This window comes from Mesorhizobium sp. M0047 (genome assembly GCF_040323315.1).
Classification (GTDB): domain Bacteria; phylum Pseudomonadota; class Alphaproteobacteria; order Rhizobiales; family Rhizobiaceae; genus Mesorhizobium.
This window is the reverse complement of sequence record NZ_JAMYUW010000017.1, coordinates 117,008-136,750: the sequence shown is the minus strand read 5'-3', so window position 1 is coordinate 136,750 and position 19,743 is coordinate 117,008. Positions and strand designations below refer to the sequence as shown.

General features: G+C 62.1%; 20 protein-coding genes. 10 read left to right on the top strand and 10 right to left on the bottom strand.

The genetic code is table 11. The features are described 5' to 3' along the window. Positions 1 to 110: 110 nt before the first annotated feature. A complete protein-coding gene (locus tag NKJ89_RS18430; protein WP_352604504.1) occupies positions 111 to 1,166 on the bottom strand; it encodes a sugar phosphate isomerase/epimerase family protein in 1,056 nt (351 codons plus the stop codon). 388 nt (positions 1,167 to 1,554) lie between these two features. On the opposite strand from NKJ89_RS18430, the gene NKJ89_RS18425 reads away from it, so the two are divergent. Genes NKJ89_RS18425 through NKJ89_RS18405 form a run of 5 tightly spaced genes read left to right on the top strand, consistent with a single transcriptional unit; the run spans position 1,555 to position 5,809 of the window. Beyond that, positions 1,555 to 2,442 carry a sugar phosphate isomerase/epimerase family protein gene (locus NKJ89_RS18425; RefSeq protein ID WP_352604514.1) on the top strand — a complete coding sequence of 296 codons (888 nt, stop codon included), beginning with the start codon at positions 1,555 to 1,557 and terminating at the stop codon, positions 2,440 to 2,442. A 60-nt stretch (positions 2,443 to 2,502) separates the two neighbouring features. Then, positions 2,503 to 3,672, top strand: a complete 1,170-nt coding sequence (locus tag NKJ89_RS18420) for a mandelate racemase/muconate lactonizing enzyme family protein (RefSeq protein WP_352604502.1) — start codon at positions 2,503 to 2,505, stop codon at positions 3,670 to 3,672. Positions 3,673 to 3,674: 2 nt separating this feature from the next. Continuing rightward, positions 3,675 to 4,391: a FadR/GntR family transcriptional regulator gene (locus NKJ89_RS18415; RefSeq protein ID WP_352604500.1), complete on the top strand. Its 717-nt coding sequence runs from the start codon at positions 3,675 to 3,677 to the stop codon at positions 4,389 to 4,391. A 5-nt stretch (positions 4,392 to 4,396) separates the two neighbouring features. Next, positions 4,397 to 5,377 carry a hydroxyacid dehydrogenase gene (locus NKJ89_RS18410; protein WP_352604498.1) on the top strand — a complete coding sequence of 327 codons (981 nt, stop codon included), beginning with the start codon at positions 4,397 to 4,399 and terminating at the stop codon, positions 5,375 to 5,377. A gap of 42 nt (positions 5,378 to 5,419) precedes the next feature. Further along, positions 5,420 to 5,809: a hypothetical protein gene (locus tag NKJ89_RS18405; protein ID WP_352604496.1), complete on the top strand. Its 390-nt coding sequence runs from the start codon at positions 5,420 to 5,422 to the stop codon at positions 5,807 to 5,809. Positions 5,810 to 5,828: 19 nt separating this feature from the next. Here the strand turns inward: NKJ89_RS18405 and NKJ89_RS18400 are convergent, their stop codons facing one another. After that, positions 5,829 to 7,124, bottom strand: coding sequence for an amidase (locus tag NKJ89_RS18400; RefSeq protein ID WP_352604494.1), 1,296 nt, complete (start codon positions 7,122 to 7,124; stop codon positions 5,829 to 5,831). Between the two features lie 106 nt (positions 7,125 to 7,230). On the opposite strand from NKJ89_RS18400, the gene NKJ89_RS18395 reads away from it, so the two are divergent. Next, positions 7,231 to 7,578, top strand: a complete 348-nt coding sequence (locus tag NKJ89_RS18395; RefSeq protein ID WP_352604492.1) for a GFA family protein — start codon at positions 7,231 to 7,233, stop codon at positions 7,576 to 7,578. Between the two features lie 214 nt (positions 7,579 to 7,792). Next, the gene (locus tag NKJ89_RS18390; RefSeq protein WP_352604490.1) at positions 7,793 to 8,728 is read left to right on the top strand and encodes an AraC family transcriptional regulator; all 936 of its coding nucleotides are present in this window, start codon (positions 7,793 to 7,795) and stop codon (positions 8,726 to 8,728) included. 158 nt (positions 8,729 to 8,886) lie between these two features. On the opposite strand, the gene NKJ89_RS18385 is transcribed toward NKJ89_RS18390, so the two are convergent. Then, positions 8,887 to 10,029, bottom strand: coding sequence for an ISNCY family transposase (locus tag NKJ89_RS18385; protein WP_352604488.1), 1,143 nt, complete (start codon positions 10,027 to 10,029; stop codon positions 8,887 to 8,889). A gap of 391 nt (positions 10,030 to 10,420) precedes the next feature. On the opposite strand from NKJ89_RS18385, the gene NKJ89_RS18380 reads away from it, so the two are divergent. Further along, a complete protein-coding gene (locus tag NKJ89_RS18380; protein WP_352604486.1) occupies positions 10,421 to 10,852 on the top strand; it encodes a DUF4437 domain-containing protein in 432 nt (143 codons plus the stop codon). A 5-nt stretch (positions 10,853 to 10,857) separates the two neighbouring features. Here the strand turns inward: NKJ89_RS18380 and NKJ89_RS18375 are convergent, their stop codons facing one another. The 7 genes from NKJ89_RS18375 to NKJ89_RS18345 all read right to left on the bottom strand — a co-directional run bounded on the left by NKJ89_RS18375 (position 10,858) and on the right by NKJ89_RS18345 (position 17,585). Next, positions 10,858 to 11,961 carry an ABC transporter ATP-binding protein gene (locus NKJ89_RS18375; protein ID WP_352604484.1) on the bottom strand — a complete coding sequence of 368 codons (1,104 nt, stop codon included), beginning with the start codon at positions 11,959 to 11,961 and terminating at the stop codon, positions 10,858 to 10,860. Beyond that, positions 11,961 to 13,064 carry an ABC transporter ATP-binding protein gene (locus tag NKJ89_RS18370; protein WP_352604482.1) on the bottom strand — a complete coding sequence of 368 codons (1,104 nt, stop codon included), beginning with the start codon at positions 13,062 to 13,064 and terminating at the stop codon, positions 11,961 to 11,963. Before NKJ89_RS18370 ends, NKJ89_RS18375 begins: the two co-directional genes overlap by 1 nt. Next, complete coding sequence (locus tag NKJ89_RS18365; RefSeq protein WP_352604480.1) at positions 13,061 to 13,282, bottom strand: hypothetical protein; 222 nt, start codon at positions 13,280 to 13,282, stop codon at positions 13,061 to 13,063. The genes NKJ89_RS18370 and NKJ89_RS18365 overlap by 4 nt, the downstream gene beginning before the upstream one ends. Next, positions 13,279 to 14,238 carry a carbohydrate ABC transporter permease gene (locus tag NKJ89_RS18360; RefSeq protein ID WP_352604478.1) on the bottom strand — a complete coding sequence of 320 codons (960 nt, stop codon included), beginning with the start codon at positions 14,236 to 14,238 and terminating at the stop codon, positions 13,279 to 13,281. The genes NKJ89_RS18365 and NKJ89_RS18360 overlap by 4 nt, the downstream gene beginning before the upstream one ends. A 1-nt stretch (position 14,239) precedes the next feature. Next, entirely contained in the window at positions 14,240 to 15,145 is a 906-nt protein-coding gene (locus NKJ89_RS18355; RefSeq protein WP_352604476.1) for a carbohydrate ABC transporter permease, read from the bottom strand. Between the two features lie 68 nt (positions 15,146 to 15,213). Then, the gene (locus tag NKJ89_RS18350; RefSeq protein ID WP_352604474.1) at positions 15,214 to 16,530 is read right to left on the bottom strand and encodes an ABC transporter substrate-binding protein; all 1,317 of its coding nucleotides are present in this window, start codon (positions 16,528 to 16,530) and stop codon (positions 15,214 to 15,216) included. 359 nt (positions 16,531 to 16,889) lie between these two features. After that, positions 16,890 to 17,585, bottom strand: coding sequence for a TetR/AcrR family transcriptional regulator (locus NKJ89_RS18345; protein WP_352604472.1), 696 nt, complete (start codon positions 17,583 to 17,585; stop codon positions 16,890 to 16,892). Between the two features lie 83 nt (positions 17,586 to 17,668). Here NKJ89_RS18345 and NKJ89_RS18340 point away from each other — a divergent pair, with 83 nt between their 5' ends. Together NKJ89_RS18340 and NKJ89_RS18335 are read left to right on the top strand one after the other, a co-directional pair. Then, the gene (locus NKJ89_RS18340) at positions 17,669 to 18,865 is read left to right on the top strand and encodes a Tm-1-like ATP-binding domain-containing protein (protein WP_352604471.1); all 1,197 of its coding nucleotides are present in this window, start codon (positions 17,669 to 17,671) and stop codon (positions 18,863 to 18,865) included. Between the two features lie 12 nt (positions 18,866 to 18,877). Continuing rightward, positions 18,878 to 19,741, top strand: a complete 864-nt coding sequence (locus NKJ89_RS18335) for a phosphoenolpyruvate hydrolase family protein (RefSeq protein ID WP_352604469.1) — start codon at positions 18,878 to 18,880, stop codon at positions 19,739 to 19,741. Positions 19,742 to 19,743: the final 2 nt, after the last annotated feature.

Here is a 19,743-nt window from a genome sequence, read left to right as displayed (position 1 = left end):
ACCTCCGATCATCCAGAGGTCCTTTCAGAATCGATTTCCGCACACCACACAAGAGTCCCTTTGTACTCATGTGCGATTCCCCTGCCCTCAAGGGGGAGGGTAACACCGCGTTAAATTCCCATCATGGCCCGCAGCACCTTCTTGTCGGTGGTGCCGCCAGCGAAATCGTCGAACGCCTTTTCCGTCACCCGTATGATGTGGTGCTGGATGAAGGGTGCGCCCTCGGCCGCGCCATCTTCCGGATGTTTCAAGCAGCACTCCCACTCCAGCACTGCCCAGGAATCATAGCCATATTGGGTGAGCTTGGAAAAGATGCCGCCGAAATCCACCTGTCCATCGCCCAGCGAACGGAAGCGACCGGCTCGGTTGGTCCAACTCTGATAGCCGGAATAGACGCCTTGCCGGCCGGTCGGATTGAACTCGGCATCCTTGACGTGGAACGCCTTGATGCGCTCGTGATAGATGTCGATGAATTCGAGATAGTCGAGTTGCTGCAGCAGGAAATGCGACGGATCGTAGTTGATATTGCAGCGTTTGTGGCCGCCGACCGCGTCGAGGAACATCTCGAAGGTCGCCCCGTCGAACACGTCCTCACCGGGATGGATTTCGTAGCCGACGTCGACGCCATTGTCTTCATAGACATCGAGGATCGGCTTCCAGCGCTTGCCGAGTTCGGCGAAGGCTTCCTCGATCAGCCCGGCCGGACGCTGCGGCCAGGGGTAGAGGTAGGGAAAGGCCAACGCTCCGGAGAAGCTTACCGAGGCCTTCAGGCCAAGGTTCTTCGACGCCTTGGCACCGAACTTCATCTGTTCGACCGCCCATTCCTGCCGCGCTTTCGGATTGTTGTGCACCGAAGCCGGCGCAAAGCCGTCGAACTGCGCGTCATAGGCCGGATGCACCGCCACCAATTGGCCCTGCAGATGCGTCGACAGTTCGGTGATCTCGACACCGGCATCCGCGCAGATGCCCTTCACTTCGTCGCAATAGGCCTTGGAAGAGGCCGCCTTCTTGAGATCGAACAACCGCGCGTCCCAGGTCGGGATTTGCACGCCCTTGTAGCCGAGACCGGCCGCCCATTTGGTGATCGACGCCAGCGAGTTGAACGGCGCGGCATCGCCCGCGAACTGCGCCAGAAACAGTCCAGGGCCCTTCATTGTCGTCGGCATCGGCATCTCCCTCATTTTCTCGCGACCGAGCATAGCGCCGATTGGAAGCAGGGCCAGCCACTTTGGTCTCTTCACATCGGGCGCATCGTGTGCGCCGCTATTCTGGTATTACCAAATGAGGGAATTTGGTCAAGCCTCGCAATGCACTGCCGGAGCCCTTTGGGCAGGCGAAACGCAGGCACATACATCAATATAATCAATGAAATAATCCACACCGGAAGTAGCCTTCCCGCGCTTCTTGCCGTCTAGAAGAATTTGCTGTAGACCTCCCTTCAGGCCCAATTGGTCGAACCAGTTTGCAGGAAAAGGCTGGGGATGCCTTGGGGAGGAACCCTTGCGTCGCCTTTCGGCGGTGCATGCCGCAGAGACGAATTGGGAAGGACAGACCATGCATCTTTCGACGCACAACTGGATGCGCGCGGAACCCTTGGAGACGACGCTCAAGCGCATCAAGAAATTCGGCTATGAGTCGATCGAGATTTCCGGCGAGCCCGAGCAGTACAAGACCAAGGAGACGCGGGCGCTGCTGAAGGAGCATGGCATCCGCTGCTGGGGCGCGGTGACCTTGATGCTGGGCGAGCGCAACCTTGCCGCCAGGAACCAGGGCCAGCGCGAGCGCTCCGTTCAGTATGTCAAGGACGTGCTGACCATGGTCAGCGAACTCGATGGCGAGATCATCACGCTGGTGCCGGCAACGGTCGGCAAGGTCGTGCCCGACGGCACCGAGGAAGAGGAATGGAAGTGGGTTGTCGACGCCACCCGTGAATGCTTCACCCATGCCAAGAAGGTCGGCGTCAAGATTGCGGTCGAACCGCTCAACCGCTTCGAAACCTATCTGTTCAATCGCGGCGCCCAGGCGCTCGCGCTGGCCGACGCGGTCAGTCCCGAATGCGGCGTCTGCCTCGACGCCTACCACATCCACATGGAGGAGTTTAACGTCCACGACGCGATCCGGCAGGTCGGCAAGCGCCTGTTCGACTTCCATGTCGCCGACAACAACCGCTTTGCCGCCGGCCTTGGCCAGATCGACTGGCCGAAGATCGTCGCCACGCTGAGGGAGATCGGTTACGACGGCGCGCTGACCAACGAGTTCGTTGCGCCCGTCGACCGGACGCCGGCCGCACCTTATCCCGACATGGTCGAGCGCCACCCGGTCGATATCTCGCCCGAGCAGCTGAAGTTCATCCAGGACCACGGCTCCAGCGTGCTGACGGAAAAGTTCTACACCGACCAGATGCGCATCACCGCCGAAACGTTGCTGCCGCTGATCAAGTAGCGGACTGCCTCTGGGAAAATTGCTCTTTCGCCCTGACCGGCGGCAGGGCTGGGGAAGAATATGCGCATCAAGATCGTCCAAGCCTGGTGGGTCCGCATCCCGATCGAAGCCGCTCGGCAACACCGCAGCGATTTCGGCCAGGTGACGACCTTCGACGCCGCCATCCTGCGCATCGAGACTGATGACGGGGTGGTCGGCTGGGGTGAAGGCAAGAACGCCGCCGGCAGCGCCGGCAGCTATGGCGCCCTGGTCCACATACTGAACCATGAGGTCGGGCCGCAATTGATCGGCCGCGATCCGGCCGACATCGGCGTCATCTGGGAGATGCTCTACAATGGCGTGCGTCACGACAGCGCCGCGCGAGCCGGCCACGCCATGCCGCAACTGGCGCGGCGCGGCATGAGCATCGCCGCCATCAGTGCCGTCGACATCGCGCTGTGGGACATCCTGGGCAAATCGCTCGGGGTTCCAGTTTGGCGGCTGCTGGGTGGCCGCAAGCTCGACCGCATGCCGGCCTACGCGTCAGGCGGCTGGGCGGCCACCGACGCTATCGGCGAGCAGTTGAAATCCTATATCGCCAGAGGCGGTTTCAAGGCGCTGAAGATGCGGGTTGGTGCCATGGACGGCGCAGCACACGTGTCTGCCGCCCGTGTCCATGCCGCACGGCAGGCGCTCGGCCCCGATATCGAGTTGATGGTCGACGCGCATGGCACCTACACGGTGGCCGAAGCCAAGCGCTTCATCCACCTCGTCAACGACCTCGACCTCGCCTGGTTCGAGGAGCCCGTCATTGCCGATGACAAGCCCGGCATGGCCGAAGTGCGGGCATCGGGCGCCGTTCCGATCGCAACCGGCGAAAGCGAAGCCACCCGCTATGCTTTCCGCGACCTCGCCATGCTCAAGGCCGCCGACATCTTCCAGCCCGACCCTGCATTCTGCGGCGGCATCAGCGAGGCGATGAAGATCGGCACCATCGCCAGTGCCTTCAACCTGCGCTTTGCGCCCCATCTGTGGGCAGGCGCGCCCTGCTTCTTCGCCGGGCTGCATGTCTGCGCTGCCTCGCCGTCGAGTTTCACTGTCGAATATTCGCTCGGCGCCAACCCGATGATCCACGATCTGATCGAGGAGACTGTCGAAGCCAAGGACGGTATGATAGCGATCCCCGAAAAGCCGGGTCTGGGATTCACGATTTCGGAGCGATTCCTGGAGGCGCACGCGCAACGCGATTGACGATGAAAGAAAAAAACCTTCTCGCGGAACTCGCCGCCTATCTGTTCTCCCATTCGGACAAGGAGACCGGCCGAACACCGTCCGAACGCGAACTGGCGGAGCATTTCGGCGTCAGCCGCGGCCAGATCCGCGAGGCGCTCGCCATCCTCGAAGCCATGCGCATCGTCGAGCGCCGCGCCAAGTCCGGCATTTATATCGACACCAAGCAGGCCAGCGTCGAAGCCATGGCGCTTTTTGCCCGCGCGGGCCTGCCGCTCGACCCGATCCAGATCTACGAGACGGTCGAACTGCGCAAGATCCACGAGATCAAGGCAGCCGAGCTTGCCTGTTCGCGCGCCACCGAGGAGAATTTCGAGCGACTGCGCGAAATCCTGAAAGCCTCGGAAAAGCGCATCGCGGCCGGCGAAGGCCTCGCCAAGGAGGACCGCGAATTCCACCTCGAGATCGTGCGCGCCACCAAGAACAGCGTCTTCCACAATGTCTGCAGCGTCTATTACATGATGGGCGAACAGCGCCTGCCAATCTATTTCAACGACCTGGAGCGCAGCGTGCGCTCGCATGCCGAGCACATCCAGATCTATGAGGCGCTGCTGCGCCGCGACGGCAATCTCGCCCAGGCGCTGATGAGCGCCCATCTGCAGGGCGCCGAGAGCTATTGGAAGGGCCTGATCGAGGGCCATGGCGAGGAACCGCAAAGCCCGGCGCTCGAAAAAGCCTGATCGACATGGCCCGCATCCTCACGACACACCCGCTACATCAGCGCGCCTCGGCCATGCTGGCCGGCGCCGGCGAACTCGTCGTCGCTTCTGCCATCGATCCAGCCACGCTGGCCGCCGAGGCGAGGAATGCCGACATCGTCATCGTCCGCGCGCCGCTGCCGCCGGCGCTGTTCGAGGGCGCCTGGAAGCTGCGAGCGGCGATCCGCCATGGCGCCGGGCTCGACATGATCCCGATGGAAGCTGCAACCGCCGCCGGCGTGCTGGTGGCGAACGTGCCGGCGGTCAACGCGCGCTCGGTGGCGGAACACGTCATGTTCGCGGCCCTTGCCTTGCTACGCAACTTCCGCGTCGTCGACCGCGACCTGCGGACAAAAGGCTGGCTCGCCGGCCGCGAGCACGCCAATTCCAACGGCGAACTCGCCGGCAAGACGATCGGCATCGTCGGCCTTGGTGCCGTTGGCCAGGCTGTCGGCCATATCGCCGCGCACGGCTTCGACCTGAAGGTGGTGGCAACGACGCGCAGCATGCAGCCGGCGCCGGAGAAAGTCGGCTTCCTGTCGATCGACGCCCTGGTCGAGCAAAGCGACATCATCGTTCTGTGCTGCCCGCTGACACCGGAGACGCGCGGCCTGATCAACCGCGAGCGGATTGCCCGCATGAAACCGCATGCGCTGCTGATCAACGTGTCGCGCGGACCGGTCATCGACGACGACGCGCTGATCGAAGCCTTGCAGAAGCGCTGCATCGGCGGTGCTGCGCTCGACGTGTTTTCGACGCAGCCGCTGCCGTCAAATCATCCTTATTTCGGCTTCGACAATGTCATCATCACTCCGCATATGGCTGGCATCACCGAGGAGTCGATGATGCGGATGGGCGTTGGCGCGGCGGGCGAAGCCTTGCTGGTGCTGGCGGGCAAATTGCCGATTAACCTGCGCAATCCCGAGGTGGTCGATCACTACCGGCGGCGGTTTCCGGCCGACAGCTAAAGCATCGCGGTTTCGCCCCAATTCTCCGCGACGTTGAAAACCATGTTCGGTCTTCGCCTTAAATGCCTGACTGTTGCCGCGTCTTCGCTCTGCGCCTTGCCGTCATTCGCGGAGGCTCAGAGCAGCTACGTCTATTGCGATAACGGGCTGCGCTGCTTCAAGGCGCCCTGCCCGTCGAACAGCGCGCTCGACCTTGGCACCGGCACGATCGTCAAGGGCGTGTCGATCGACCCCAGCGGATTGCCGCAGGCCGACAAGGCGATAACGGATCTCTCCGACGCGCTTTATGCCGGAAAGATCGTCGTCAGAGGATCGATCGAGCAACGCACCCAGACCATCACCGGCAAGGAATACACCCTCCCCTGGCTGGTCGCGACCCGCATCGTGCGGACCGCCAAGGACAGTGAACGCAAGCACTGTTCGTCACACTGATGGTCGGCCCAGTTCCCGGTCACGTGCCAAGCAGCGACTCAATTTCAGCAGCAATCCGCAACAGACGCCGGTCCTGCCCATTGCGCGCCACCAGCATCAATCCGGCAGGCAGCGCCATGCCTGACATCGGCAGCGAGATTGCACATAGATCGAATTGGTTGGCGACCTGCGTGTTGCGCAGCAGCAGGCCTTCGATGCCGTCGCGCAGTTCGGCATCTCCGGCCATCGAAGCGATGGTCGGCGCCATCACAGGTGTGGTCGGCAAGACCAGCACATCGGCCGATGCCAGCCGCTCATCCATGGCGGCGGCGAGAGCTGCACGACGGTGTATCGCCCTGATATAGACAGGCGTCGGCAGCATTGCTGCCCGTGACAAAGGCCCGCTGACGTGCGGGTCGACAGGCACCGAGGCTCCCGTCGCCAGCCAGTCGGCATGCACTTCGGCACCCTCCATCGCCGCGATCGAACCGCGCTTGGTGGCCGCGCGCATCTCTCCAAGCAGATCGTCGATCGGCAGGTCTGCGACCTGCGTGCCTGCCTGCTCGATCTTGCCAACGCAGTGGTCGAACGCGATCGTCACCTCGCCTTCCGTCCCTTCGAAAAGAATGCCGCGCGGGATGCCAATACGAAGCCCCCTAAGAGCAATCTGCGCCAGCGCGGTCGGTATCTCGCCGGCCATCACGGCGTCGGCAGCGGCACACTGAGCGACGGTTCTGGCAAGCGGCCCGATCGAATCCAACGTGGCGGACAACGGGAAGGCGCCGGTCAGCGGCACACGCCGCGCCGTCGGCTTGAAGCCGACCACGCCATTGAGCGATGCCGGAATGCGTACCGAACCACCGGTGTCGGAACCGATCGATATCTCGCTCGTCGCCTCACCGACGGAAACGCCGGCGCCCGAGGAGGACCCGCCGGGTATGCGGCTGGCGTCGACCGCATTGCCGGGCGTGCCAAAATGCTGGTTGTCACCGATCGCGGTGAACGCGAATTCGGTCATGTTGGTCTTGCCGATTATGACAGCGCCGGCCTGCCGCAGCCGGCTCACAATCGCGGCATCGAGCAGTGCAGGCGCGGCGGTCTTGCGCATCAGCGAACCGGCCGTGGTCGCTTCGCCGGCGACATCGAACAGATCCTTGATCGAGACAATGGTGCCGTCGAGCGGTCCGAGCTTCACCCCGGCCCGCCTGCGGGCATCGCTGGCGTCAGCCGCCGCTCGTGCGGCTTCGGTATAGAGCTTCGTGAACACGCGCTCTTCACCGGCACGGGCGGCAAGGCGCGCAAGGATGATTTCCAGTTGATCACGGACTGATTGCATTTTCGGTGTCGGACTCCAGACGCCTTGAACGTCCTTGGGACATGGCTTGCCGAGACTTAACCCGGCGCAGGCGGTTTTGCACCCTGTCGAATACGAGGAAAATCCGATGCTCTACAAAGGCAGCTGCCACTGCGGCAAGGTCGCCTTCGAGTTCAAGGCCAAACTGACCGGGGCCGTGCGGTGCAATTGCTCGATATGCGCGCGCAAAGGCGCCCTCTTGTGCGCCATCCCGCACGAAACCTTGCAGGTCCTGGCCTGGGGCGATGACCTCGGCATCTACACATTCGGCAACCATGCCATCGCGCACCGCTTCTGTCGCACTTGCGGCATCCATCCCTTTGCAGAGGACGTCCGCGAAGGCGGTGACCGGAGTGCCTACGTCAACATCAACTGCGTCGCAAATCTCGACCCCTCAAGCCTGCCCATATTCGACTTCGACGGGCGCGCCGTCTGAGCGGCCTGGTGGCGGCTTATGTCGAGGGCAGCTTCGTCGCCGCCATCACTACGGCAGCGGCCCGAAAACCGTGACGGTTCCCGGGCCGATGCGCTGTGTCAGGGAAGCTTAGTCCTGCCAATAGGAAGCTACTCGGCGCGCTTCGGGCCGCGCAGGAACACCACGACGGCCGCCAGCAGGGTCGCCGCGCCGCAATAGGCGAAGGCGCTGCGGCTTGCGGCTCGATGGCGTCGAGTACGACCGCTTCGAGCTGAAGGAGCCCTGGGGTATCCAGTTCCCAGCCCAGCCAGCGGCGCGGTTTCATTTCATCGGCCGCAAAGGTTGCTGGCTGAAGCAGCCGTCCGGTGAATGGGTGGAGCTCAATGCAGGCGACGCTATGCTGCTGCCGCGCGGTGCGGCGCACGTGCTGGCCAGTGAGCCCAGCGCCCAGACCTGGCCGATCCACGGCTACGAAGTCGAGGAGGTCTGCAAGGACGTCTACTGCATGTCGAACGAAGGCATGTCGGAATGTTGCCGGCCGGGAACCCTGCTGTTTTGCGCCAGCATGTACTTCAATCTTGACGGCTTGCATCCCTTGCTCGGCATGATGCCGGATGTCATGCGCACCCATGAGCTGGGGGCCTATGAGCCCGGCATTCCGCATCTGCTGGAGTCGATGGCGCGTGAAGTGACGATGGAGCGTGTCGGCTCCGGCGGCATCCTGGCACGGCTGGCCGACGTGCTTGCCGCCACCGTCATCCGCTCATGGGTCGAACGCGGCTGCGGCGACTCGTCCGGCTGGATCGCCGCGGTCAGGGACCGCGAAATCGGCCGCGTGCTGGCCGCCATCCATCTCGAGCCGAACCACGACTGGGCGGTGGAGTCGCTGGCCCGAATGATGGGCGCCTCGCGATCGGGATTTGCCGAGCGCTTCGCCACCATCGTCGGCGAAACGCCGGCGAAATATGTCACCCAGGTCAGAATGCATCAGGCGAGACAGTGGCTGGTCCGCGACAGGATGAAGATCTCCGTCGTTGCCGCGCGTCTCGGCTATGAATCGGATGCCGCCTTCAGCCGTGCCTTCAAGCGCGTCATCGGCTCGGCGCCCAGCCACCTACGCGCCGAGGAACAGGCTGGTATCCGCCAGGCCAGGGTTCCGAACTCAGCTTAACAAAGGCAGCAGCCAGTTCGGCGGTATTGGCAGCTTTTGTGCCGGCAGCTTTTCACAATAGGAATTTTTTCTGTCGATAGCGAATTAAGTTGTCCGGTTTAGGTAGCACACGAGTTGTCCGCTGCTTCTGGTTTTGTTCTGCTGGCCGCCGAGCGGGTTCAAGCGGCTTTTTGTGTCTGTACGGCTATTCCATTGTGGTCGTAGCGGCCCAGACAGCGAGGCCCGTGGAAGATTGCATAGGCGCCGTCATGATAGCGGCGCACCTTGACTGTCGCCTTGACGAAATGGGGCCGCAGCGGGCTTTCGGGAATTTGCAGCTTCAGCCGATTGAACGAGACACAATTGTCGTTGCCGACCTGGCGCTCCTCCTGAATGCACAGGATCTCGCCCAGATCGACGCCGGGAATGGCGACGAAGGCTGAGCCTTCCTGTTCGGGCTTGACGGCGAAGCGCTTGTTGTGGGCCGGAATATAAACGTCGCGCAGAAAGCTGTTGGCCTCCTCTATGGTGGCGATCCCGGCCAACGCCAGCTCTTTCGTCAGCCGGTCTTGCAAGGTTTGGAAAACCCGCTCCGAACGACCGCGTGCCTGCGGCGAATAGGCCGCGATATGCTCGACGCCAAGGTGAGCCAACGCGCGACCGACCTGGGTCAGGTTTGTCCTGTCGATTTTTCCACCAGCCTGCGGCGTATAGAAATAGTGGCTGCCTCGATCCGTATAGAGGCTCAACGCCAGACCATGGCCGCCAAACACCTCCTCCAAAGCCCGAAACGTCGAAGCCGTCCCTTCTTCCTCGGTCAGAAAGCCCGAATAGATGGTGTTCGTCGCATCGTCCATCGTGACGATGAGGTCGAGCGCCGGTTGGCCGCCGAGCCAGATGTGGCGCGAGCCATCCTGATGCAGCATCATCCCCGGCAAGGGTCGGCGCGGCCGCTTGCGCCGGTGTGCTCCACGCCGGGATGCCTTGGTCAAAAGGCCTTTCGAATGCAGGAACGCCTTCGTCCAGGTGTAACTCCAGCTGAACCGATGATCGCGCACCAGAAGTTCGTGGAAATGCTTGGCCGTGAACCCGCTGTAGCGCGTCCGGTAGAGTGTCTCGACCTCAAACTCCCGGTCCAGCGGAACCCGTTTGCCAGACGCCTTGCCAAGACGCCGGTCCAATAAGCCGGCCTCCCCAGCCTCTTCATACCGGCAGCACCAGCGCCGGAAGGTTCGCTCGCTCAGACCCAGCAACTGCGCAGCCTCCATCTGGTTGAACTCCAAAGCCTCATAGCGGCTCAATACGTCTCGGAACTTGATCATTCGCACACCTTGATTGGCTTCCGACCGGCGCATCCTGACCCCGTTTAAAAGGTCAAGACTTACCGGACAGATCGTGTGCTACCTAAACCGGACATATCGTGTGCTACCGACACAATAGGAATTTTTTCTTGACTCCGTGCCCTCAGCTATGGTACATATTCGTCCATGGTGCTGATTTGCGCCAGTGACCCGCCGCACAGGCGGGTTTTTCGTTTGATGCTTCGTCAGCCAACGCGCCGGTGAAGGCTCCGAAGGAACTCGTTGACCCGAGTTCGTTGCCCCGAGCTGACGCCTGGCTGTCTTCGCCAGCCGGGGTGCCGGGCGCGTGCAATAGCTTGCCAGAGCCAAGCAGCAAGAGGCCGGCGGCCAGTCGGTCCGAAGAGGAGAACCAATGCCAAATCACCTGAAGATCATCGCACTCGCCGTCATGCTTGCGGTTCCCGGGCGCGCCTTTGCTCTTGAGGACAGCTACCTGCCGGCCGACAAGATCCCCTATGTGGCGGAAGTACCCGACCAGCCGCATCGTCTTGGCCCATTGTGGGGCGAGCGGGCCAAGGGTCCGGCAGGCACGTTGCTGAAGGTTCCCGGCAACTGGCGTGCACCGGTCCATGCGCACACCGCGGATTATCGCGCGGTGGTCATAAAGGGGCTGTGGGCGCATTGGCAGATGGATGGCGGCGAGGCGACCAAGGTCGAACTGCCCCCTGGATCCTACTGGACCCAGAAAGCCAATGAGATGCATGACGACGCCTGCGTCTCCGACATGGAATGCGTGATCCTGCTGATCAACGACACGCCCTACGAAACCTACTTCCAGAAATAGGCAGTCTATGAGGCGTGCCGCAAGCTGACGCCGCTGCCCTTGTCGAACAGCACCACCTTGTCCGGGTTCCAGGCAAAACGCACCGATTGCTCGATCGCGACATCGGTCCTGGCCGGCACGGTGGCACGCAGCGTCGCGTCGCCGACGCGCAGTGTCAGGATCTTTTCGACGCCATGGTTCTCGACGTCATGGACACGCGCTTCGACCGGTGCGCCGCTCTCGAGATAGACGTCCTCGGGACGAACGCCGAAGACGAGCGGGCGACCGTCGGTCGCCGCACCCGCCTTTAGCCCCCAAGAAGTCTTGGCACCCCCCGAAAAAGGCAGTTCGAAGTTCAGCGGCGCCATCACCGCACGGCCGTTCACAAGCTTGCCATCGATGAGGTTCATCGGCGGCGAGCCGACGAAGCTCGCCACATAGGTATCGCGCGGATTGTTGTAGATCTCGTGCGGCGTACCCGTCTGCACGATGCGGCCATGGTTGAGTACGCCGACCTTGTCGCCCATCGACATCGCCTCGATCTGGTCATGGGTGACGAACAGGAAGGTGGCGCCGAGTTGCATCTGCAGGTTCTTCAATTCCGTGCGCAGCGCCTCGCGCAGCTTGGCGTCGAGCGCCGACAGCGGCTCGTCCATCAAGAACACGCGTGGCTTGCGCACGATGGCGCGGCCGATCGATACGCGCTGCATCTCGCCGCCTGACAGCTTGTCGGTCTTGCGGTCGAGCAGATGCTCAATCCGCAGCGTGCGGGCGGCACGGTCGACGCGATCCTTGATCTCGGCATCGGGCAGCCGGCGGATCTTCGGCTTCAGCGGGAATTCGAGATTCTCGCGCACCGTATAGCGCGGATAGAGCGAGTATTGCTGCAGCACCAGCGCCACGTCGCGCTCAGCCGCACCCCAGTCGGCGACATCGACACCGTCGATGAAGACCTGGCCTTCGCTCGGCTTTTCCAGCCCGGCGATCAGCCGCAGCGTCGTCGTCTTGCCGGCACCCGTTTCGCCCAGCAGCACGAAGAACTCGCCATCGGCGATGTCGAGATCGAGCCCGGTCAAGGCGGTGTGGTTGCCGAACGTCTTCGAGATGTTTTTCAGCTGGATATGGGCCATCACAATCTCACTTCCAGCGACTTGCCGCTTGCCGTGTCGAAGAAATGCGCCTGGGCCGGATCGATTCTGGCGAACACCTTCTCGCCGGGACCGCTGACGAACCCGCTCTTGGTGCGCGCGCGCAGCATCTTGGAGCCGACCTTGAGGTCGACAATGTCAAAGGAGCCGAGCGGCTCGACAATCTGCGTCTCGACCTGCAGGAACCCCTCGGCGGCATCGTGGCGGATGATGACGCCTTCCGGCCGGATGCCGAGCGCCAACTGGCCGCCGGCATGGCCATTGAGCTTCGACAGCAGCGCTCGCGGGAACTCGAAGCCGGCGGCAGCCCCACCGACCGTCACCGAGACCGAGGATGCCGTCTCAGCCACCGCCGCATCGGCGACATTCATCACCGGACTGCCGACGAATTGCGCCACGAACAGATTTGCCGGGCGCGAATAGACCTCGTCCGGCGAGCCGACCTGCTGCAGCACGCCTTCATGCATGATCACGATGCGGTCGGCGAGGCTCATCGCCTCGATCTGGTCGTGCGTGACATAGATGGTGGTCGAGCCCTGCTTGATGTGCAGGCGCTTGATCTCGGCCCGCATTTCTTCGCGCAGCTTGGCGTCGAGCGCTCCGATCGGTTCGTCCATCAGCATCGCCTTCGGCCGCCGCACCAGCGCCCGGCCGATGGCGACGCGCTGCATGTCGCCCCCTGAAAGCGCTGACGGCTTCTTGTCGAGCAGGTCCAGGATCTGCAGCGTCTTGGCGACCGAGCGCACTTCCGAATCGATCTCAGCCTTGCTCTTGCGCGTGGCGCGCAAAGGAAAGGCGATATTCTCGTAGACGCTCATATGCGGGTAGAGCGAGAACGACTGGAAGACCATGGCGATGTCGCGGTCGGCGGCCTTCAGATGCTGGATCGGTTTGCCGTCGATGAGGATGTCGCCCTCGTCGATCGTCTCCAGCCCGGCGATGGCGCGTAGCGTTGTCGTCTTGCCGCAGCCCGATTGCCCGAGCAGAACGATGAACTCGTTGTCGTTGATCTTCAGGTTGAGGTTCTTGATGACCTGGACGGCACCAAAGAATTTCTGGACGCCGCGAAGCTCGATCTGGGTCAATGCTGTGCTCCCGGATTTCGCATCTGTCCGGTGCCGGCCTTCTCTTCCGGTGCGATCTTCGACGTGATGTTGAAGCCGATCAGCCCGATCAGGATGATGGTCAGTCCATAGCTGTGCAGCAGCATGTTCCAGGGTTGGCAGAGCGCGATGATGCCAAGCACCATCAGCACCTGGCTGCCGGGCTCCAGATATTTTTGATTGATGGCGCGAAAACTCATTTGCGGATTGCTCCGAAGGACATGCCGCGCAGCAGATGGTTGCGGAGCAGGAAGGTGAATATCGCGACCGGCAGCAGAAACAGGAAGGTTCCGGCCGCGATCACCGTCCAGTCCGGCAGGCCGGCACCGACCTGGCTGGGGATGAATGGCGGCGCGGTCTGGGCGCGACGGTTGGTCATGATCAGCGCGAAGGCATATTCGTTCCACGCGGTTATGAAGCAGAACACGGCGGTGGCGGCGATTCCGGTGGCGGCCTCGGGCAGCACGATCTTGAAAAAGGCTTCCAAGCGAGTGTAGCCGTCGACGAGCGCCGCCTCTTCATACTCTTTGGGAATCTCGTCCATGAAGCCCTTCATCAGCCACACCGAGAAGGACAGATTGAAGGCGGTGTAGAGGATGATCAGCCCGACATGGGAATCGTTGAGGCCGACCGCCCGGTACATAAGGAACATCGGGATCGCCACCACCACCGGCGGCAGCATGCGCGTCGACAGGATGAAGAAGAGCAGGTCCGCCTCGCCCTTTACCTTGAAGCGCGAGAAGCCATAGGCGGTAAACGTCCCCATGCCGACCGCCAGCACCGTCGAGGTGATGGCGATGATCAGTGAGTTCAGGAAACGGCTCGGATATCCCGACCACTGCACCTGGCCCTTGCCGTCGCGCACGATCTTCTCGCCGCCGTCGAAGACGACGCGCTCCCACCACGGGGCGGCCGCATACTCTTCCGGCGTCGGCGGGCTGCGCAACTGCGAGCGCTTGGTGAACAACTTCACGAAAGGCGATATTTCCGGTTGGAACACGACCGTCGGTGGAATGGTGGTGGCCAGGCTGCGCGGCTTGAACGCCGTCGAGGCGATCCAGTATATCGGCGCCAGGAAGATGATCGTCACCAACAGGACGGCGACGATGGCGACACGGTTGAAGCCGATTTCAGAAGAAGTGCGGACGGCGGCCATCTCAGCGCTCCTTCACCTTATTGAGGTATTTGACGTAGATGTTGGTGATCGCCAGCACCATGATCAGCACGATGTAGGCCATCGCGCAGGAGCGCCCGGTCTGCCATTCCTGGAATGCCATCTTGTAGAGCCGGATCGAGATCAGTTCGGCCGTCGGCTGGCTGGTCAGGATGTAGGCGAGATCGAAGGTCTTGAATGCTTCCATGGTGCGGAAGATGACCGCGATCATCAGGATCGGCGCGACCAGCGGTAAGGTAATACGGAAGAAAGTATAGAACGGTCCGGCACGATCGATCGCGGCGGCTTCGTAGAGATGCTTCGGCACCGCCGAGAGGCCGGCCAGAGAAAGCAGCATGACGAAGGGCGACCACATCCATATGTCGGTCAACGCAACGGCGTAGAGTGCCATCTTGGGGTCAGCCAACCATTCGAAATTGCCAAACCCGAGCGCATAGTTGATGACGCCCCATGACGGGTCATAGAGCAGTTTCCAGAAGAGGCCGACGACCGCCATCGAGAGCATCATCGGCAGCAGCAGCAGCGTGGTGATGAGGCCCTTGAGCGGAATGTCCCGATTGAGCAGCATCGCCACGCCGAAGCCGACAAGCAGCTGTCCGGCGACCGAGACAATGACGTACTTCGCGGTAATGGCGAAGTTGGACCATACATAAGGATCGTTGAGCAGGTCGCGATAGTTTTGCAGCCCGACGAAATTCGCCGGCGCGTTGGTCGACGCGCGAAAGTCGGTGAAGGAATAGCCGAGCGAATAGATCAGCGGAAAGATGTTGAAGACGATCAGGAACAGGACCGTCGGAATGATGAAGAGGTTGCGGATCGAAATGTCGCTGAGGCCGCGCGCGGCCGCCCTTGAAGACCTGTCCAGCGTGGTGATCATCGTGGTCGCCAAGACCCTGCTCCCGTTGCGGAAAAAGAAACGGAGGAGGCACCAATGCCCCCTCCGTGAGGACATGATTGTTACTGGCCGCGGCCGTACTTCTTGAAGGTCGCGTTCCAGTCTGCCGCCAGGGCGTCCAGCGTTTCCTTGGCGGTGCCTTCGCCGCCGATCATGTAGGGATAGACACGCTGGTTGAGCTGCTGCAGCAGTTCTGCATATTCCGGCACCGCCCAGAAATCCTTCACCTTGAACATGGTCTCGTAGAAGGCTTTGTTATACGGCGTGGCGTTCTGGAATTCAGGTGACTTGAGCACGGCGGCACTGCAGGTATAGCCGCCAAGTGCCGCCCACTTCTTCTGGGTTTCATCCTTGATGAACCATTCCAGGAACTTGATCGCCTCGTCCTGCTTCTGCGAGTAGGAAACGATGGAGATGCCCTGCCCGCCAAGCGCGGCGAACTGGTCGCCGTTCGGACCGGGAGGATTGGCAAAGAAGCCGGTGTTCTTGGCGTTCGGGTTCGACGCCTCGTTGATCAGCGAGGGGAAGAACGCGAAGTAGTTCATGCTCATCGCGGCCAGGTTTTCGGTGATCGCCTGGTTGTCTTCGACGAAGAACGACTTGGCCCAGCCTGGAGGCGTGAACTTGTAAAGCTCCTTGTAGGCGTCGAGCGCCGCGACCGCCTTGTCGGAGTTGATGAAGCCGTCGACCTTGTAGGTCGAATAGTCACCCAGTTCGCCGCCATAGGAGAACAGCGCGTTCTCGAAGCCCATCGCCATCGCGTCATAGGAATTGTCGGTGTAGATGGCGATGCCGTAACGCTTCTGATCCGGCCGGTAGAAAAATTCGGCGATGTCGCGCAACGCCTTGAAGTCCTTCGGCACGTCGAGATCGTATCCGTATTTGGCCTTGAAGGCCTCCTTCTCCTTGGGGTCTTCGAACCAGTCCTTGCGATAGGACCAGCCAACGGCGTCGCCTTCAAGCGGAATCGCCCAATACTTGCCGCTTCCGCCCGGATACTCGGCGTAGTACTTCACCGTCGCCGGTGCCATCACCTCGCCGACTTTGTGCTTGTTGAAGAAGTCGGTCAAGTCGACATAGTGGCCACCGGTCGAGCCGGCACCGAGCCATTGCGAGTCGCCGACGACCATATCATAGGCGTCGCCATGGGCGTTGAACTCGGTGAAGGCCTTGGTCTGGAAGTCGGACCACGGCGTCGTCTCCACCGTGATCTTGACGCCGGTTTCCTTCTCGTACTCGTTGCCGAGTTCCTGCAGGTAATTGGCCGGATCCCATTCGGCCCAGAAGATGGTGAGTGATTTTTCCTGCGCGTAAACGGACGTTCCGCAGGCAAGCGTTAAGCCGATACCAGCAAGTACGCTGGTCACTAACTTGCGCATAATGATTTCCTCCCTTGTGCGCACTCTACCTTGTCATGCGAGCCGGCAACGGGGCCGGCCCTGGTAGTTCCTCCCATGATCGCACCTTCCCGGTTTCGTGCCTCCTCGCCCTGCCGGAAAATGGATCGCAACCCTCACTTTCGATCCGCTTTTCTTTACTGATCTGGTATTACCAATTCCGCATGCGCGTCAAGCCCTTTCTTGGCAGCTTGACTTGGCCATTGCTATCGGATTCCGGCTTTATCTGCCTGTTTTCCCGAGATTTTCCTACTCAGTGATACACGCAACTCTTGCTCACTACCCCGCACTGCGACTAATATTAGCAGTCGGCATGCAAATCTGGTCGAACCAGATTAGCGCTATACCACAACCGCCGTCGGCTCGCTGCCGTCTCCTTCTTCTATCGATTCCGCGACCGCCGCACGCACCAGCGCGCCGGCCGCCCATTGCGCGACCGACATCGTCCGGCGACTGTCCAACCCCCAGATATCCTTGAGCACGATCAGCACCTCGACGCCGAAGATCAGCGACAGCGCCTGCGCCAGCCGCTTGAATTCGCGCGGCGGCAAGCGGCCCTTGAGCGGCGCGATCGCCTGTTTCAGCAACTCGATGCGGTGGCCGCGCGTGAAGGCCGGCTCACCGTCCAGCGTGCCGGCCTGACGCCTCGCCCATTGATCGAGCGACAGCTTCAGTGCTGCCTTGAACGTCGCCTCGAAAGCCTCGATGCGCGGCATGGCCGTGTCGAACAGATCGGCGACCCGGCGCTCCGCATCCGCGGAGGTCGATTGCCAGGTGAGGATTGGCCCTAGCCCCTCGTCGACTACCGCTTGCACCAGTGCCGCTTGGCTCGGGAAATACCGGTAGGCGGTGGCACGGGAAACCTGTGCCGCCTCGGCGACTTCGCTGACCGAGGGCGTGACGCCCGCCTGCATCAGCCTCGTCGCCGTCTCCAGCATCAGTCGTTTCGTGCGCGCGCGCGGCCCGCGCTCTATCGCCTGGCCGTTTCCCGGCTCAGTGCTGTCGCTCGCTGTGGATTGTTGACGTGAGACATCCATATCAATACGATACGCGCGTCTCAAAAATGTGCAATGGCCTTCGCTTGCCGGAAGGTCGGGCAAGCAGCCGGCGGGGAAACGCGATGAAGCGCATCTATGTGGTGGGCACCGCCGACACCAAAGGTGAGGAACTCGCCTTCCTGGCCGATGCGATCGCCGCCACCGGTGCCGCGGTGTCCCGCGTCGATGTCGGAACACGCGAAGCAACAGTTCCCGTCGACATCACCGCAAAGGAAATTGCCGGCCATCATCCCAACGGCGGCGACGCCGTGCTCGGCGGCAATGATCGTGGCGCTGCGGTCGCCGCGATGGGCATCGCCTTTGCCCGCTTTGCCCAATCGCGAAACGATATCGCCGCCATGATCGGCATTGGCGGTGGCGGCGGCACGTCGATCATCACCTCGGGCATGCGTGCCCTGCCGCTCGGCCTGCCCAAAATCATGGTTTCGACGCTCGCCTCCGGCGATACGTCGCCTTACGTCGACGTTTCCGACATCATCATGATGCCTGCGGTGACCGACATGGCCGGACTGAACCGGCTGTCCCGCGTCATCCTGCACAATGCCGCCCAGGCGATATCGGGCATGGCGGCGAGGCCGGCGCCGCCAGCCGACGGCAGGCCGTCGATCGGCCTCACCATGTTCGGCGTCACCACGCCCTGTGTGACCGCCATCGCCGACCAACTCCGTTCGGCCTATGACTGCATGGTCTTCCACGCCACCGGCACTGGCGGCCGCAGCATGGAGAAGCTGGCCGACAGTGGCCTGCTGTCCGGCGTCATCGATATCACCACGACCGAGGTCTGCGATCTCTTGTTCGGCGGTGTTTTACCGGCGACGGAGGATCGTTTCGGAGCGATCGCCCGCACCAGGCTGCCTTATGTCGGTTCGGTCGGCGCACTCGACATGGTCAACTTCTGGGCACCGTCGACCATTCCGGAGCACCACCGCGGTCGGCTGTTCTATGAACACAATCCCAACGTCACGCTGATGCGCACCACGGCGCAGGAATGCCGCGCGATCGGCGAATGGATCGGCGCCAGGCTCGCTCGCTGCGAGGGGCCGGTGCATTTCCTCATCCCTGAAAAGGGCGTCTCGGCGCTCGACATCAAAGGCGGTGCCTTCTTCGACCCGGAAGCCGACGCCGTCCTGTTCGAAGCCATCGAGCGCACCATCAAGCCAAATGGCACCCGGCGCGTGACGCGCCTTCCGCTCCACATCAACGACCCGGAATTCGCCGAGGCCGCGGTCGCGGCTTTTCTCGACATAGCCAGACAGTGAGATCCAAAAAAGATGCCCGCCATACCGCGCAAGGACATATTGAAAAAATTCAGGGGAATGATCGACAAGGGCGTGCCGATCGTCGGCGGCGGCGCCGGCACCGGCCTGTCGGCCAAGGCCGAGGAGGCTGGCGGCATCGACCTCATCATCATCTACAATTCCGGCCGCTACCGCATGGCCGGCCGCGGCTCGGCCGCCGGCCTGCTCGCCTATGGCAATGCCAATGAGATCGTCAAGGAAATGGCCTACGAGGTTTTGCCTGTGGTCAAGAAGACGCCGGTGCTGGCCGGCGTCAACGGCACCGATCCCTTCGTCATCATGCCGCTGCTCTTGGCCGAGCTGAAGACCATGGGCTTTTCCGGCGTGCAGAACTTTCCCACCATCGGCCTGTTCGACGGCCAGATGCGGCAAAGCTTCGAGGAGACCGGCATGGGCTTCGGGCTCGAGGTCGACATGATCGCCGAGGCGCGCAAGCTCGACCTCTTGACTACACCCTACGTCTTCAATCCCGACGAGGCCCGCGCGATGACCAAGGCCGGAGCCGACATCGTCGTCGCCCACATGGGCGTGACCACCGGCGGCTCGATCGGCGCCACATCGGCCAAGTCTCTCGACGACTGCGTGCTCGAGATCGACGCCATCGCCAGCGCCGCGCGTTCGGTGCGCAAGGATGTCATCCTGCTTTGCCATGGCGGGCCGATCTCGATGCCGGACGACGCCCGCTACATCCTCGACCGCTGCAAGGGCCTGCACGGTTTCTACGGTGCAAGCTCGATGGAACGGCTGCCGGCGGAAGCCGCGATCGCAAGACAGACGGCGGATTTCAAGGCCGTGACGCTTGGCGGCGAGAAGACCGCAAAGAAAAAGAAGGGATGATG